General features: G+C 63.6%; 16 protein-coding genes. 10 read left to right on the forward strand and 6 right to left on the reverse strand.

Going from position 1 to position 14,692, the window contains the following annotated elements; all coding sequences use genetic code 11:
• Positions 1 to 369: 369 nt before the first annotated feature.
• Positions 370 to 1,146 (reverse strand): enoyl-CoA hydratase, encoded by a 777-nt coding sequence (locus tag E4O92_RS11285; RefSeq protein WP_135189875.1) that lies wholly within the window; start codon positions 1,144 to 1,146, stop codon positions 370 to 372.
• Positions 1,147 to 1,257: 111 nt separating this feature from the next.
• Between E4O92_RS11285 and E4O92_RS11290 the strand changes: the two genes are divergently transcribed.
• Positions 1,258 to 2,523 (forward strand): MFS transporter, encoded by a 1,266-nt coding sequence (locus E4O92_RS11290; protein WP_135189876.1) that lies wholly within the window; start codon positions 1,258 to 1,260, stop codon positions 2,521 to 2,523.
• A gap of 1 nt (position 2,524) precedes the next feature.
• Here the strand turns inward: E4O92_RS11290 and mltA are convergent, their stop codons facing one another.
• A complete protein-coding gene (gene mltA / locus E4O92_RS11295) occupies positions 2,525 to 3,769 on the reverse strand; it encodes a murein transglycosylase A (protein WP_135189877.1) in 1,245 nt (414 codons plus the stop codon).
• Between the two features lie 10 nt (positions 3,770 to 3,779).
• Between mltA and E4O92_RS24815 the strand changes: the two genes are divergently transcribed.
• The gene (locus tag E4O92_RS24815; protein ID WP_167759767.1) at positions 3,780 to 3,926 is read left to right on the forward strand and encodes a hypothetical protein; all 147 of its coding nucleotides are present in this window, start codon (positions 3,780 to 3,782) and stop codon (positions 3,924 to 3,926) included.
• On the opposite strand, the gene apaG is transcribed toward E4O92_RS24815, so the two are convergent.
• A complete protein-coding gene (apaG, locus tag E4O92_RS11300) occupies positions 3,927 to 4,301 on the reverse strand; it encodes a Co2+/Mg2+ efflux facilitator ApaG/CorD (RefSeq protein WP_135189878.1) in 375 nt (124 codons plus the stop codon).
• Between the two features lie 181 nt (positions 4,302 to 4,482).
• Between apaG and rpe the strand changes: the two genes are divergently transcribed.
• The 8 genes from rpe to E4O92_RS11340 all read left to right on the forward strand — a co-directional run bounded on the left by rpe (position 4,483) and on the right by E4O92_RS11340 (position 11,129).
• Positions 4,483 to 5,151: a ribulose-phosphate 3-epimerase gene (gene rpe, locus E4O92_RS11305; protein WP_135189903.1), complete on the forward strand. Its 669-nt coding sequence runs from the start codon at positions 4,483 to 4,485 to the stop codon at positions 5,149 to 5,151.
• Positions 5,151 to 5,849, forward strand: coding sequence for a phosphoglycolate phosphatase (locus tag E4O92_RS11310; protein WP_135189879.1), 699 nt, complete (start codon positions 5,151 to 5,153; stop codon positions 5,847 to 5,849). Before rpe ends, E4O92_RS11310 begins: the two co-directional genes overlap by 1 nt.
• Positions 5,850 to 6,048: 199 nt before the next feature.
• Positions 6,049 to 7,545, forward strand: coding sequence for an anthranilate synthase component I (gene trpE / locus E4O92_RS11315; protein WP_135189880.1), 1,497 nt, complete (start codon positions 6,049 to 6,051; stop codon positions 7,543 to 7,545).
• Position 7,546: 1 nt separating this feature from the next.
• Entirely contained in the window at positions 7,547 to 8,113 is a 567-nt protein-coding gene (locus tag E4O92_RS11320; RefSeq protein ID WP_135189881.1) for an anthranilate synthase component II, read from the forward strand.
• Between the two features lie 18 nt (positions 8,114 to 8,131).
• Positions 8,132 to 9,169, forward strand: a complete 1,038-nt coding sequence (gene trpD, locus E4O92_RS11325) for an anthranilate phosphoribosyltransferase (RefSeq protein WP_135189882.1) — start codon at positions 8,132 to 8,134, stop codon at positions 9,167 to 9,169.
• Complete coding sequence (locus E4O92_RS11330) at positions 9,169 to 9,804, forward strand: LysE family translocator (RefSeq protein ID WP_135189883.1); 636 nt, start codon at positions 9,169 to 9,171, stop codon at positions 9,802 to 9,804. Before trpD ends, E4O92_RS11330 begins: the two co-directional genes overlap by 1 nt.
• A gap of 18 nt (positions 9,805 to 9,822) precedes the next feature.
• Complete coding sequence (trpC, locus tag E4O92_RS11335) at positions 9,823 to 10,623, forward strand: indole-3-glycerol phosphate synthase TrpC (RefSeq protein ID WP_135189884.1); 801 nt, start codon at positions 9,823 to 9,825, stop codon at positions 10,621 to 10,623.
• A gap of 104 nt (positions 10,624 to 10,727) precedes the next feature.
• The gene (locus E4O92_RS11340) at positions 10,728 to 11,129 is read left to right on the forward strand and encodes an energy transducer TonB (protein WP_135189885.1); all 402 of its coding nucleotides are present in this window, start codon (positions 10,728 to 10,730) and stop codon (positions 11,127 to 11,129) included.
• A gap of 182 nt (positions 11,130 to 11,311) precedes the next feature.
• Here the strand turns inward: E4O92_RS11340 and E4O92_RS11345 are convergent, their stop codons facing one another.
• The 3 genes from E4O92_RS11345 to E4O92_RS11355 form a co-directional block, all read right to left on the reverse strand.
• The gene (locus tag E4O92_RS11345; protein ID WP_135189886.1) at positions 11,312 to 13,144 is read right to left on the reverse strand and encodes a M61 family metallopeptidase; all 1,833 of its coding nucleotides are present in this window, start codon (positions 13,142 to 13,144) and stop codon (positions 11,312 to 11,314) included.
• A gap of 135 nt (positions 13,145 to 13,279) precedes the next feature.
• Positions 13,280 to 13,879: a nucleotidyltransferase family protein gene (locus E4O92_RS11350; RefSeq protein WP_135189887.1), complete on the reverse strand. Its 600-nt coding sequence runs from the start codon at positions 13,877 to 13,879 to the stop codon at positions 13,280 to 13,282.
• 75 nt (positions 13,880 to 13,954) lie between these two features.
• Positions 13,955 to 14,671, reverse strand: a complete 717-nt coding sequence (locus tag E4O92_RS11355; RefSeq protein WP_135189888.1) for a DsbC family protein — start codon at positions 14,669 to 14,671, stop codon at positions 13,955 to 13,957.
• Positions 14,672 to 14,692: the final 21 nt, after the last annotated feature.

A 14,692-nucleotide genomic window follows, 5' to 3' on the forward strand; every position in this document is an offset into this window, starting at 1 on the left:
TTCGTATTTTTTGTGAACATTTGATTTTTTAAGTAATCAGCTGACCGAAGCCAGCCGGCACCTTCATCAAACGCCCACACTTATCGACTGTTGATTGTTAAAGAACCGTTGTTCGGGCGCCCGCCGAGGGCTGCCTTGCTGCGTTCTGCGAATCGTTGTGTTCGTCAGCAGCAGAGAAGCGAAATTATGCAGTGTTTCGCGATGATCGTCAACTTCTTTTTTTCCTGCGCCCCAGTTTCCCGCGGCCTCGTTGCTCGTTCAACTACTTGATTTCATTGTCGTTTTCAGCGAGGACGCGAACTATAGCAAAGCCCGGGCGGGGTGCGCAAGACTTTTTTGCAGCCAGATTCCAGGCATGCTCTGCGGTGCTTACTTCCCGTCGAAGTTCGGCTGGCGTTTCTCGAGGAATGCCGACATGCCTTCCTTCTGTGCCGGGGTGCCGAACGCGGCATGGAAGTAGCGGCGCTCGTAGCGCACGCCTTCGGACAGCGTGGTTTCGAACGCGCGGTTTACGGAATCCTTGATCGCCATCGCGACCGTGACCGGCATCGCAGCGATCGCCTGGGCGACACCCAGCGACTCTTCCATGACCTTGTCGGCCGGGTACACGCGCGAAATCAGGCCGGTGTTCAGCGCCTCTTGCGCATCGATCATGCGCGCGGTCAGCAGCATGTCCATTGCCTTGGACTTGCCGATCGCCCGCGGCAAGCGCTGGGTGCCGCCCGCGCCCGGCGTCACGCCGACCTTGATTTCCGGCTGGCCGAACTTGGCCGTGTCGGCCGCGATCAGGAAGTCGCACATCATCGCCAGTTCACAGCCGCCACCCAGCGCATAGCCGGAGACGACGCCGATCACGGGCTTTCTCACATTAAGGATGTGCTCCCAGTTGCGGCCGATGTAATTGCCGGGATAGGTGTCGGCGTAGGTGTAGTTGGCCATCGCCGCGATATCCGCACCCGCCGCGAATACCTTCTCGCTCCCGGTCAGGATGATCACGTGGATCGCGGGGTCGGCGTCGAATTTATAAAGCGCGTCACCCAACTCGTTCATCATGTTGTCGTTAAGCGCGTTCATCGCCTTCGGACGGTTCAGGCGGATCACGGCCACCTTGTCATGCGTTTCGATCAGCAGGTCTGCGTATTGCATGGGACACCCCTTGTTGAGAATGACGGACTGCGCGATTGTAGCGCCTCGCATGGCATGAATGGCAAGTTCCGCTGGTATGATTGCTCTTTAGCTAAGACTAGTGAGATTTCCATGCAGCGCCTGTCGCCAGAGCTGGCAGTAACGCAAGCCGTACCCAATCCGCTGCGCAGCCCCGACTTCCGGCGCCTGTGGTTCAGCAATGCGCTGACCAATTTCGGTGCCCAGATCACAATGCTGGCCCTGCCCATCTGCGCGGCACTCATGCTGCACGCGACGCCGGCGCAGATGGGCGCGCTGGCCGCGCTCGAGACCATACCCTTCCTGCTGTTCGGCCTGCCCGCCGGCGTACTGCTCGATCGCAGCCGACGCCTACCCATCATGCTGTGCAGCGACCTGATGGTGGCGCTCGCGCTCACCAGCGTGCCCCTCGCATGGTGGTCCGGCATTCTCTCGATCCACTGGCTATACGCGGTCGGCTTTGTGATCGGCACCGGCTACGTGGTCGGCGGCGGCGCCGAACAGGTGTTCCTCACCTTCCTCGTAGGGCGCGACGGATTGGTCGATGCGCAGGCACGCTTCGCATCAACCGAATCCGCGTCGCGCCTGCTAGGCCCAGGCATGGCGGGCGCGCTGGTGCAAGTCCTTGGAGCGCCGCTCGCCGTGCTATGTAATGCGGCCGGTTTTGCCGTCTCGTTGTGGAATCTGCGGCGCATCCGCGCCCGCGAGCCGCGCCCGCCGGTCAAGGACACTCACCCGGGCCGCGAAATGCTCGACGGCCTGATGTTCGTATGGCGCCACCCGGTGCTGCGCAAGCTGGCATGGGTTTCTGGCGGCTGGCATCTGCTGTTCTATGCGTTCATGGCCCTGCAGGTCCTGTTTGCCACCCGTGTGCTCGGGATGGCGCCGGGCATAATGGGCACCGCCCAGATGATGGGCGGCCTCGGCGTGCTGGCTGGCTCGCTGCTGGTAAAACGGCTGTCCGTGCGCCTGGGCACCGACGGCACACTCAAGGCCGGGCTGTTCTCCAGCGCGTTGGGGCTGGTCCTGCTGCCCTGCGCAGGGCCCGCCATGTTCGGCAGCGCCATTGCCGGCATCGCCGTGTTTGCAATTGCGATCTTCTGGATCGACTGCGGCGCGACCCTGTTCTTCATCCCGTACGGCGCCCTGCGTCAGCGCGTGACGCCGGACCCATTGCTCGGGCGAATGGTAGCCACGATGCGCTTTTTGACCGTGGCCATGGCGCCGCTTGGCGCAATGGCCGCGGGATGGCTCGCCCAGGAAATCAGTGTGCGCACGGCGTTGATCTGCGTTGGCGCGGCCGCAGCCGCGCTATCGATCGCGGTCGCTGTCAGCGGCCTGCCGCAAGTGAAGGATTAATTCAGCGCGCCGCCTGGGCCGCCGTGGGATTTGGCATCAGGACCCAGATCGTGCCCTGTTGCTTCATGCGTCCCGCATTATCCGGCGCCGAGCCGCCGAAGCCGAAGAAGAAATCAGCCCTGACCGCGCCACGGATCGCCCCGCCCGTATCCTGTGCCATCACGAGGCGGCGCATCGGCACCTCGCTGCCAGCCTCGGTGGTCGCCAGGAACAGCGGCGCGCCAAGCGGCAGGTATTTGGGATCGATCGCGACCGAACGCGCGGGCGTGAGCGGCACGCCGAGAGCACCCTTCGGGCCGACGCCGGGGTCGGGCAAGCGCTCCTCTCTAAAGAAGATGTAGCTCGGGTTGACGTTGAAAAGCTCCTGGCGGCGCTCTGGGTGCGCGGCAATCCAGGCCTTGATGCCCTGCGCCGTCGCCTGCTCCACGGTCAGCTCGCCCTGTTCGACCAGCCAGCGGCCGATTGCCTTGTACGGGTGGCCGTTCTGGTCTGCGTAAGCGATACGCACGGTCTCGCCCGAGTCGTCCAGGCGCACGCGCCCGGAACCCTGCACTTCGAGGAAGAACGCCTCGACCGGATCGTTCACCCACAGCAGTTCCTTGCCAGGCAGGTTGGCGCGCTCAATTTCCGCCCGTGTGCTGTACGGGACCACGGACTTGCCGACCAGCCGTCCGCGCAACCGCATGCCCTTCAGGTTCGGGTACACGCTCGCCAGGTCGATGGTGAGCAGATCGTCCGGCACTTTATATAACGGGGTCTGGTAGGCGCCGCCGCGCTTGCGCGACCCATACAGCATCGGCTCGTAATAACCGGTGATCAGGCCCTGTTCCGAACCATCCTCGGCGCGAATCAGGTTGGGCACGAACCAGGACTCGAAATACTGGCGGATCGCATTGCCGTCGCGGACATCGACAAGCCTGGCCGCCGCACACGCGGCCTTCCAGTCATCCTTTGTCGTCAGCGCCCGGCACGACGCGGCGAAGGCCGGCCACGCCTGACGCAGGTCGTCCTGTTCCCAGCCAGGCAGCGCGCCAAAGCTCGTGGGAGTCATCAGCGGCGCGGGCGGGGGCGGGGGCGCAACCGGCGGCGCAGGCACCGCGATCGGCCCGACTGGCGGGGGCATCGTCACCGGCGGCGGCGTGGTGGCCGGCGGCTTGGGCTGCTGGACCGGCGCGGTCGAACAGGCGGCCAGCAGGAACGAGACGATGGCGAGGGAAGCAGGTACACTGCGGCGTGTCGAAAGCATAAGGACCGATATGTGGATCTTGATGTTGGAAGCAGGAGCGGCGCTGTTCCTGCTCATATTTATTGTGTGGTGGACGATGTTCCACGGCCGCGAACCGTCCGAGCGCGACCAGAAGAAGCCGGCCGCGACCAAGGAAAACGATACGCCCGAGCGCTGATCAGTGCAAGGTGCGTGGCAAGGACAGCACGAATTCGGGGATCGGCACTTCGAAGCGGTGCCCATCCTCGGCCACGCAGAAGTACTCGCCGCGCATCGACCCCTGGGGCGTCGCCAGCTGGGTGCCGCTGGTGTATTCGAACTGCTCGCCCGGCTGCAGCAGCGGCTGGTGGCCGACCACGCCCAGGCCCGACACTTCCTCGGTGTGGTTGTTAGCGTCGGTGATCACCCAGTGGCGAGCGATCAATTGAGTGGGCACCGTGCCCGTGTTCTGGATGGTGATGGTGTAGGTGAACACGAAGGTGGTCCGATCCGGGTTGGACTGCTCCGGCAGGTATTGGGTCCTGACGGTGACAGCGAAATCGTAGACGGGCATCGGCGTTTTCCTCGTGTTGAAGTTTCAAGTTGCTTGTTCGTATCCGCCGGGCCGGACAGCGGCGCGCGGCAGGATGCAATGATAACGCCTGCAGCGAAAAGGCGGCGGCACCGCGTCTTTTGAGCGGAAAATGGCCCCATCAGCGTACAATATCGGATTCCCGATAAACGCAATGCCAGCCATGACCACCTACCGCATCGCCCCCAGCATCCTGTCCGCCGACTTTGCCCGCCTTGGCGAAGAAGTACGCAATGTCGTCGCCGCCGGCGCCGACATCATCCACTTCGACGTAATGGACAACCATTATGTTCCCAACCTGACCGTCGGCCCGCTGGTTTGCGAGGCGATCCGCCCGCACGTGCAGGTGCCGATCGACGTGCACCTGATGGTCAAGCCGGTCGACCGCATCATCCCTGACTTCGCCAAGGCCGGCGCCAACATCATCACCTTCCACCCGGAGGCATCGGAACACCTCGACCGCACGCTGCAGCTCATTCGCGACAACGGCTGCAAGGCCGGCCTGGTGTTCAACCCGGCCACCCCGATGCACTACCTCGACCACGTGATGGACAAGATCGACATCATCCTGATCATGTCGGTCAACCCGGGCTTTGGCGGCCAGTCGTTCATTCCCGAAGCGCTGAACAAGATCGCGATTGCTCGCCGCAAGATCGACGAATCGGGCCGCGACATCATGCTGGAGGTCGATGGCGGCATCAAGATCGAGAACATCGCCGCCGCGGCCCAAGCCGGCGCCGACACCTTCGTGGCCGGTTCCGCCATTTTCGGCAAGCCTGACTACAAAGCCGTGATCGACGCGATGCGCGATCAACTGGCCGCCGTCAAATAATGCATGCAGGCGCGGCGGCGATCCGGGCCGCCATCATCGACCTGGACGGCACGATGCTCGATACCGTGCCCGACTTCGAACTGGCCTTGAACGGCATGCGCGCCGAGCTGGGGCTGGCGCCGATCACCCAGGGCCAAATCAAGCCGATGGTCGGCAAGGGCTCGGAAAAGCTGATCCGCGACGTGCTCTCGCTCGACTTCGATCCGCCCCGGGTGGATCAGCATTTCGTCTGCGCGATGGCGGCCTACCAGCGCCACTACCTGGCGATCAACGGGCAGCGCAGCACGCTGTACGCGGGCGTGCTGGAGGGCTTGGCCGCATTGCGCGACCTGGGCCTGCGCCTGGCGTGCGTGACCAACAAGCCGATCGCGTTCACGCGCCCGCTGCTGGCGCAAAAGGGGCTGGCGCCGTGGTTCGATCTGGTCTACGGCGGCGACTCGCTGCCCCGGAAAAAGCCCGATCCACTGCCATTGTTGCAAGTGTGCCGCGACTTCGGGCTGGACCCGGCACAGGTCGTTGCCATCGGCGATTCTTCGAATGACGCCGAGGCGGCACGCGCCGCCGGCTGTTTCGTATTGACTGTTCCATATGGTTATAACCACGGAAAGCCTGTGCAAGAAGTTAATTCCGATGGTATAGTTAATTCGCTGCTGGATGCAGCCAATTGGATACAAGCGCACAACCGCGCCACAAATTAACCCTCTCACTCCACATGTTTTTCGCCAAAAAACACATCGTGAACCCAACCGGTGCCCATGAGGCCTGGCTGTGGCGACGCTGGCAATCCTGGGCTAACTGACCCCTGAACGATTGCTGCCGGCTCACGCACCTGCCGGCAGGTTTTTTGTAGAAATCGCCGCCCGTCCCTCCTCCATTTGGCGGCCGCCGGAGAAAAGCATGACCGAACTCGAATTCAAATCGCTGGCCAAAGAAGGCTACAACCGTATTCCTTTGATCGCGGAAGCGTTCGCCGATCTCGAAACCCCGCTCACGCTGTATCTCAAGCTGGCCCAGTCGCAGGACGCCGGCAGGAACACTTTCCTGCTCGAGTCGGTCGTCGGCGGCGAACGCTTCGGGCGCTATTCGTTCATCGGCCTGCCCGCCAAAACGATCCTCAAGACCACCGGCAACCGCACCGAGATCATCCAGGGCGGCAGCGTGGCCGAAACCCACGAGGGCAATCCGCTCGACTTCATCGAACAGTACCGGGCGCGCTTCAAGGTGGCGCTGCGCCCCGGCCTGCCGCGCTTCGTCGGCGGCCTGGCCGGCTACTTCGGCTACGACACGGTTCGCCACATCGAGAGGAAGCTGGCGGGCAAGGCGCCGCGCGACGACCTGGGCCTGCCGGACATCCAGCTGATGCTGACCGAGGAACTGGCGGTGATCGACAACCTGTCGGGCAAGCTGTACCTGATCGTGTACGCCGACCCGGCGCAGCCGGAAGCCTACGTCAAGGCGCGCCAGCGCCTGAAAGACCTGCGCATGATGCTGCGCCGAAGCGTCGACGCGCCGGTCACCTCCAGCTCGGTGCGCACCGAAGCCGTGCGCGACTTCTCGAAAGAGGATTACCTCAAGGCGGTGGCGGTGGCCAAGGAATACGTGATGGCCGGCGACCTGATGCAGGTGCAGATCGGCCAGCGCATCCGCAAACCCTACGTCGACTCGCCGCTGTCGCTGTACCGCTCGCTGCGCTCGCTGAACCCGTCGCCGTACATGTACTACTACAACTTCGGGGACCTGCAGATCGTCGGCTCCTCGCCTGAGATCTTGGTGCGCAACGAAGCCGAGCCGGATGGCGGCAAGAAGGTCACGCTGCGCCCGATCGCCGGCACCCGTCCGCGCGGCGCGACCGCGGAGCGCGACGCCGAACTGGCCAGGGAACTGCTGGCCGACCCGAAGGAGATCGCCGAGCACGTGATGCTGATCGACCTGGCGCGCAACGACATCGGCCGCATCGCCAAGACCGGCACGGTCAAGGTCACCGACCGCATGGTCATCGAAAAATACTCGCACGTGCAGCACATCGTCTCGAACGTCGAAGGCATCCTTTCGGACGGCATGTCGAACCTGGACGTGCTGCGCGCGACCTTCCCAGCCGGGACGCTCACCGGCGCGCCGAAAGTGCGCGCGATGGAAGTGATCGACGAACTGGAGCCGGTCAAGCGCGGCATCTACGGCGGCGCCTGCGGCTATCTCTCGTTCGGCGGCGAGATGGACGTGGCGATCGCGATCCGCACCGGCGTGATCAAGGACGGCAACCTGTACGTGCAGGCGGCGGCGGGAATCGTCGCCGACTCGATCCCCGAGATGGAGTGGCAGGAAACCGAGAACAAGGCGCGCGCCGTGCTGCGCGCGGCCGAGCAAGTGCAAGACGGCCTGGATGGGGAGATCTGAGATGCTGCTGATGATCGACAACTACGATTCGTTCACCTACAACATTGTGCAGTACTTCGGTGAACTGGGCGAACAGGTGCGCACGGTGCGCAACGATGAAATTACGCTTTCCGATATCGCCGCGATGAAGCCCGATCGCATCTGCATTTCGCCGGGACCAAAGGCGCCCAAGGACGCCGGGGTGTCGGTCGACGTGCTCAAGGAATTCAAGGGCACGATCCCGATCCTCGGTGTGTGCCTGGGCCACCAGGCGATCGGTGAAGCGTTCGGTGGCAAGGTGATCCGGGCCAAGCAGGTCATGCACGGCAAGACCTCGCTGATCGCGCACACCGGCGAAGGCGTGTTCAAGGACTTGCCCAGCCCGTTCACCGTGATCCGCTACCACTCGCTGGCGATCGAACGCGCCTCGCTGCCCGACTGCCTGGAAGTGACTGCATGGACCGACGACGGCGAAATCATGGGCGTGCGGCACAAGGAATACGACATCGAGGGCGTGCAGTTCCACCCTGAGTCGATCCTGTCCGAGCACGGCCACGCCCTGCTGAAGAACTTCCTCGACCGCACCTGACTTTTCCCGGAACCTGCCATGCCGATCACCCCACAAGAAGCACTGCTGCGCTGCATTGAACACCGCGAGATCTTCCACGACGAGATGCTGCACCTGTTCCGTCAGATCATGTCCGGCGAGATGAGCCCGACCATGATCGCGGCCCTCACCGTTGGCCTGCGGGTAAAGAAGGAAACCATCGGCGAGATCACCGCGGCGGCGCAGGTAATGCGCGAGTTCTCGACCAAAGTGCCGATGGCCGACACCACCAACCTGGTCGACATCGTCGGCACTGGCGGCGACGGCGCCCACACCTTCAACATCTCGACCGCGTCGATGTTCGTGGCCGCTGCCGGTGGCGCGCGCGTGGCCAAGCACGGCGGGCGCAGCGTGTCCTCGTCGTCCGGCAGCGCGGATGTGATCGAGTCGCTCGGTGCGCATTTGGACCTCAAGCCCGAACAGATCGCGCAGTCGATCGCGCAGACCGGCATCGGCTTCATGTTCGCGCCCAACCATCACGCCGCGATGAAGCACGCGGCGCCGGTGCGGCGCGAACTGGGCGTGCGCACGATCTTTAATATCCTGGGACCGCTGACCAACCCCGCCGGCGCGCCGAATATCCTGATGGGCGTGTTCCACCCGGACCTGGTCGGCATCCAGGTGCGCGTGCTTCAGCGCCTGGGCGCGCAGCATGCGCTGGTGGTCTGGGGCCGCGACAACATGGACGAAGTGTCGCTCGGCGCCGGCACACTCGTCGGTGAACTGGTGAACGGCGAGATCCGCGAATACGAAATCCATCCGGAAGACTTCGGCCTGTCGATGATCGCGAGCCGCAACCTGAAGGTTGCCAACGCCGAGGAATCGAAGGCCAAGGTGATGGAAGCGCTGCGCGGCGAGCCTGGTCCGGCGCACGACGTGGTGGCGCTCAATGCCGGCACCGCGCTTTACGCAGCCGGCGTCGTGCCGTCGATCGAGGCGGGCCTGGCCAAGGCGCGCGAGACGATCGCCTCGGGCGCGGCACTGGCCAAGCTCGACCAGTTCGTGCAGGTGACGCGCCAGCTCGGGCGGGCCGCCTGATGGCGGGCATCCACGACCTCGCACTGTTCGTCGTCTCAGGCCTGCTGCTTAACATCCTGCCCGGGCCGGATTCGCTGCTGATCATGACCCGCAGCGCCACCCAGGGCTGGCGTGCCGGCAGCGCGGCGGCTTTGGGCATCGGCGCCGGCACTTTTGTTCACATCTTGGCCGCTGCACTCGGACTGTCCGCGGTACTGGCCACGTCCGCCGCCGCGTTCACCGTGGTCAAGCTGGTGGGCGCAGCCTACATCCTGTACATGGCGGTCGGCCTGTTGAAAAGCAGGAAGCGCGACGACGATCCGGCGCCGCTCGCGGTGACGCCGCTGCCCTATCGGACGATTTTCGCGCAGGGTTTCCTCACCAATGTGCTCAATCCCAAGGTGGCGCTGTTCTTCCTCGCGTTCGTCCCGCAGTTCATCAGCGCCGACGCGCCGAACCATCCGCTCGCCTTCATCATCCTCGGCTGCATCTTCAACATCAACGGCACGCTTTGGTGCCACGCGCTGGCCCTGTTCACGGCCAAGGCAAGTGAGCGCATCAAGGTCAATCCGGCTGTATCGCTGTGGCTGAACCGCGCCACCGGCGGCCTGTTCATCTGGCTCGGCGTCAAACTCGCGCTGTCGAAGCAACACTAAGAGGTTTACAAGATCATCATGTCCGACATCCTAAATAAAATCCTGTCGGTCAAGGCCGACGAAGTGGCCGCGGCCAAGAAGTACCGTGATCTCGCCAGCCTGCGGCGTGAAGTCGAATCCGACAACGAGGCGCGGCGCGCGATCCGCGGTTTCGAAAACAGCCTGCGAACCAACATTGCCGCCGGCAGCGCCGGCGTGATCGCCGAGGTCAAAAAGGCATCGCCGTCCAAGGGCGTGCTGCGCCCGGATTTCAAGCCGGCGGAAATTGCAGCCAGCTACGAGTCGCATGGCGCATCGTGCCTGTCGGTGCTGACCGACGTGCAGTTTTTCCAGGGATCGCCCGATTACCTGCGCCAGGCGCGCGCCGCCTGCGCCCTGCCCGTAATCCGCAAGGACTTCATCGTCGACATGTACCAGGTCTACGAAGCGCGCGCGATGGGCGCCGATGCGATCCTGTTGATCGTGGCCGCACTGGATCACGGCCTGATGGCGGAGTTGGAAGCCTGTGCCCAGGAACTCGGCATGGACGTGCTAGTCGAAGTACATGACGGTGATGAGTTGACCGCTGCACTGAAGCTGCGTAGCAGTCTGCTTGGCATTAACAACCGCAATCTGCGCACCTTCGAGACCTCGCTCGAAACCACGATCGGCCTGCTCCCGCGCATCCCTGCGGACAAGCTGGTGGTGACCGAATCCGGAATCATGGTGCCGGACGACGTAAAGCGCATGCGCGACGCCAACGTGCATGCGTTCCTGGTGGGCGAGGCGTTCATGCGCGCGCCTGATCCTGGCGCTGAATTACGACGACTATTTAGCTGACCATGAAAACTACCATCCGCACAAGAATCCTTCCCTTCTTCGTTTTGGCAAGCTTGTGCGGATGCGGGACAATCGCATCCGTCGCGACTTCCGCCATTTCCTCCATGGTCAGCCTCACCGGCCGCGCCTTTGAATCCAAATCCAGTCAACCTGCCGCGGCGCCGCCCTCGCCCCAGCTGGACGCCTACAAGACCGAAGTCGCCCAGCAAGTGGTGCAGCATAATCCGGAGCGCGTGTTCAGCGGGCAGCTGCCGGACATGCTGCCGGCGATCGTGGTCCTGAACGTGACGGTGGACAAGGATGGGCGGCTCACCGATGTGGCCGTGCAAAGATCGCGCGATCCGGACGCGTCGCGGGTGGCGCTCGATTCGATGCGGCGCATCGGGACCTTGCCCAAGCCGGTCAACCTGCTGGCGAATAACAGCGACTCGGTGACGTTTTCCGAAACGTTCCTGTTCGATTCGCAGTACCGGTTCCAGTTGCGCAGTTTGGCGGGGGTGCAGTAGTACCAGATTCGCACGGTGCAAACGAATCGTTATGACGGCGGCGCCCGAGTGGGCGTAGGGTGCGCACCTGTGCGCACGCGGTTCGCGAACGCAGCGTAGTGAAGCCGTAGCCGCGAGTCGGCATACGATGACCGCGTGCGCACAGGTCCTCGGCGGCCCCGCGCCCCCTACGGAAAAGCGGATTACTGCGCGCTCGGCCGCAGCGGACCTGCCGCCTGCTTCTTGCCCGCCGCCGGCGCATGGGTCAGGGTGATGCACGGCACCCGGTCGCCCTGCAAGGTGACCTCGAACGTCATCAACTCGTCGCGCCGGAACGCGTGCACGTCCACGGTGTCCCCGACCCGGTAACGCGCAAGCAGCGTGTCCAGGTTCGACGGATTGCCCGTCACGCGCAACCCATCGATCGCGATGACCACGTCCCCCGCCGACAGGCCGGCCTGGTGCGCCGGCCCGCCCTCATGCACGTTGGCCAGCTTGGCGCCGCCGCTGTCGCGCCCGATCCCGGCGTCGAGCGACGGTCTGGTGGTCTTGCGCTCGTCAACCAGCTTGACGCCGAACGGCGCGAACAGCTTGGCCAGCGGCAGGTCCTCGGTGCCGCGCACGTAGCGCTCGAACAGCGGCTTGAGTTTAAGACCCGTGACTTCGTCGAACAGCGCCTCCACTTCGTGCTCGGTCACGCCGCGCCCCACCGACGGATAAAAGTCGCGCCCGTAACGCTCCCACAATGCCAGCATCACGTCGTCCAGCGATTTGGCGCCGCCAGTCTTGGCGCGGATCGTCAGGTCGAAGGCGAGCGCGATGAGCGAACCCTTGGTGTAGTAGCTGATGATCGCATTGGCGGCGTTTTCGTCCTGCCGGTAGTACTTGCTCCAGGCGTCGAAGCTCGACTCGGCCACGCTCTGCTTGGTCCGTCCGCTGCCACGCAGGACGCTGCCGATGGTCTTGGCGAGCAGTTTGAAATAGGTCGGCTCGCCGATAATCCGGCTCCTGACCAGCATCAGGTCGTCGTAATAACTGGTGAACCCTTCGAACAACCACAGCAGCGGCGTATAGTTCTCGACCTGCAAGTCGTACGGCGCAAACACCGCCGGCTTGATGCGCTTGACGTTCCAAGTGTGGAAATACTCGTGGCTGCACAGGCCCAGGAACTTCAGGTAGCCCTCCCCCGGTTCGGCGCCCTTGGGCATCGCGGTGCTCGGCAGGTCGGCACGCGAGCAGATCAGCGCGGTCGAGGCACGGTGTTCGAGTCCACCGTAACCGTCGCCCACCACCATGGTCTGGAACACGTAGCGGTCCATCGGCGCCTTCTTCGTCTTCGGTTCGAAGAACGCGATCTGGGCTTCGCAGATCGCCTTCAGGTCGGCCTGCAGACGCGCCATGTCCAGGTTGGGCACGCGGCCGGTGATCACGATGTCGTGCGGGACGCCATGTGCCTTGAAGCTGGCAAGCTCGAATTCGCCCATCTCGACCGGGTGGTCGATCAGCTCATCGTAATTGGACGCGATATAGGTGCCGAAGCCATAGCGCTTGGCGCCCAGTTCCGGCAGCGCCGTGGCCACGCGCCAGTTTTGAGCGGCCGGGTCGGCCGGCTGCTGGAGATCGACCATGTGTGGCGTCTCTTCCTGGCCAAGTACGCGCAGGTAGACGCTGGTGCCGTTGAAGAAGCCGTGGGTCTGGTCCAGGTGGGCGGCGCGCACCGACAGGTCCCAGGCATAGACTTCGTAATGCAGGCTAAGGGGCCCTGGCGTCGGGTCGGCGCGCCAGGAGTGCTTGTCCAGCTTGGTCAGCGGGACCTCGATGCCGTTGGATTCGGCACGGATGCGCACGATATTGCGCGCGAATTCACGGATCATGTAGCTGCCCGGTATCCACGCCGGCAGCGCGAACACCTGGCCTTCGGGCGACGGATTGGCGAGCGTGACGGTCACATCGAACAGGTGGCCGGCCAGGTCCTTGGGGACGATGGAATACTGGATGCAGGCCTGCTGCCTTTTTTTCTGGGATGGTTTTTTCATGGTCTGGTGAGTCTCGTTATTATTCGCTCATGCCTTACAACGGCACGTCGTGCGCAGACGACGGGCTGTGGCCGTAGGCAATGGCTTGTTTTTTTGTAGTGTAATCGGATTCCATTACACCGGGGAGCACGAGTTTTACAAATCCGCCACAGTATCGATGTCGCGGAAGATGCCGCAGTCGCGGACCTCGACCCCGGTGACCCGGTTAGCCTCCAGGATGGACCGGGCGCCCTGGTCGCCTGCAACCGCCAGCAGTGCCGGCAGGTTCCCTGCCCTGAACGCGACGGGATTGCCGCGCCGCCCGTGCAGCATGGGAGCAGCGATGGCGGCGCCCGCAACCAGCGTATCGGCCAGCGCACGGATCGTGCGCGGTTCGACGAACGGCATGTCGCCCAGTGCCACCAGCCAGCCGCCGGCGGCGGGCAGCGAATGGCGGATCGCATGCACCAGCGAGGTCGCCATGCCGCTGTCGGCGCCGGGGCAAACGGTTACCTCGCAACCCAGGTTCCGCAGCAAGTCGCCGACGCCGCCGTCAAAAGGCGGCACGACCGCGATCACCCTGGGAAGAACGGAAAGGAGATTGCGCGCGCTGGCGGCGACGACCAGCTCGCCGCCGGACAGCCGCTGCAGCAGCTTGTTGCGCGCGCCGTCGGGATCGAAGCGGCGGCCCCGGCCCGCCGCCAGCAGGATGCCGACAGGTGTGTCATTGGCGCGAGCGGCAACGTCAAGATTCATCCACTCTTTATGCAATGGCGGCCTCCTATGCCAGGGGTTGGCCGCGTCCTTGATGGCCGCGCGGGCCCGCTGTGTCTATTTAATCGATTCCAGCTTTGTTTCCAGCGTCTGCTGGTCGACCGCGCCTGGAATGCGGGTGCCGTCAGTGAAGAAAATCGCAGGCGTTCCCTGGATGTGCAGCTTCTGGCCCAGGGCCAGAACCTGCTCGTTGGGAGACTTGCAGTCGGCGGGTGCCGCCGGCGGCAACTTGCCGTTGATCATCCAGTCGTCCCAGGCCTTGGCCCGGTCCGGAGCGCACCAGATGTTGTGCGACTTGACGACCGAATCTTCGGACAAGATGTTGTACATGAACGTGTAAATGGTCACGTTGTTCATGTTCTTGAGCGTGGTCTGGCGCAGGCGCTTGCAATAGCCGCAGTTCGGATCCTCGAACACCGCGATCACCCGCTTGCCGTCACCCTTGACCTGCTTGATCGCATCTTGGAACGGCAAGTCCGAGAACTTGATCTTGTTGATCTCGTCGATGCGAGCGCGGGTCAGGTCCTGCGAGGTCTTGGCGTCGTACACGTGGCCGATGATCAGGTACTGGCCTTTCTTGTCGGTGTACAGGATGTCGCCGGCCACACGTACCTCATACAGGCCGGAATACGGGGTTTCCTTGACCGACTCGATCTTTGCTCCGCCCAGGCGCGGCTCGAGCGCCTTCTTGATAGTTGCCTCGACCGGTTCGGCACCGACGCAAGACGCGATCAGGCCCGTCGCCAGCAATACGGCGAGCTTACTCTTAACCATTGCAAATTCCTTAATGAAAGA

This window comes from Massilia horti (genome assembly GCF_004614195.1).
In the GTDB taxonomy this organism is placed as follows: Bacteria; Pseudomonadota; Gammaproteobacteria; order Burkholderiales; family Burkholderiaceae_D; genus Telluria; species Telluria horti.

Excerpts from the sequence above, each read along its gene's own strand:
- E4O92_RS11350 (WP_135189887.1), bottom strand. The coding sequence starts at position 13,879 with ATGAATCTTGACGTTGCCGCTCGCGCCAATGACACACCTGTCGGCATC.
- trpC (WP_135189884.1), top strand. The coding sequence starts at position 9,823 with ATGTCCGACATCCTAAATAAAATCCTGTCGGTCAAGGCCGACGAAGTG.
- rpe (WP_135189903.1), top strand. The coding sequence starts at position 4,483 with ATGACCACCTACCGCATCGCCCCCAGCATCCTGTCCGCCGACTTTGCC.
- E4O92_RS11340 (WP_135189885.1), top strand. The coding sequence starts at position 10,728 with ATGGTCAGCCTCACCGGCCGCGCCTTTGAATCCAAATCCAGTCAACCT.
- apaG (WP_135189878.1), bottom strand. The coding sequence starts at position 4,301 with ATGCCCGTCTACGATTTCGCTGTCACCGTCAGGACCCAATACCTGCCG.
- E4O92_RS11345 (WP_135189886.1), bottom strand. The coding sequence starts at position 13,144 with ATGAAAAAACCATCCCAGAAAAAAAGGCAGCAGGCCTGCATCCAGTAT.
- E4O92_RS11320 (WP_135189881.1), top strand. The coding sequence starts at position 7,547 with ATGCTGCTGATGATCGACAACTACGATTCGTTCACCTACAACATTGTG.
- mltA (WP_135189877.1), bottom strand. The coding sequence starts at position 3,769 with ATGCTTTCGACACGCCGCAGTGTACCTGCTTCCCTCGCCATCGTCTCG.
- trpD (WP_135189882.1), top strand. The coding sequence starts at position 8,132 with ATGCCGATCACCCCACAAGAAGCACTGCTGCGCTGCATTGAACACCGC.
- E4O92_RS11310 (WP_135189879.1), top strand. The coding sequence starts at position 5,151 with ATGCATGCAGGCGCGGCGGCGATCCGGGCCGCCATCATCGACCTGGAC.
- E4O92_RS11355 (WP_135189888.1), bottom strand. The coding sequence starts at position 14,671 with ATGGTTAAGAGTAAGCTCGCCGTATTGCTGGCGACGGGCCTGATCGCG.
- E4O92_RS11290 (WP_135189876.1), top strand. The coding sequence starts at position 1,258 with ATGCAGCGCCTGTCGCCAGAGCTGGCAGTAACGCAAGCCGTACCCAAT.
- E4O92_RS11285 (WP_135189875.1), bottom strand. The coding sequence starts at position 1,146 with ATGCAATACGCAGACCTGCTGATCGAAACGCATGACAAGGTGGCCGTG.
- E4O92_RS24815 (WP_167759767.1), top strand. The coding sequence starts at position 3,780 with ATGTGGATCTTGATGTTGGAAGCAGGAGCGGCGCTGTTCCTGCTCATA.
- trpE (WP_135189880.1), top strand. The coding sequence starts at position 6,049 with ATGACCGAACTCGAATTCAAATCGCTGGCCAAAGAAGGCTACAACCGT.
- E4O92_RS11330 (WP_135189883.1), top strand. The coding sequence starts at position 9,169 with ATGGCGGGCATCCACGACCTCGCACTGTTCGTCGTCTCAGGCCTGCTG.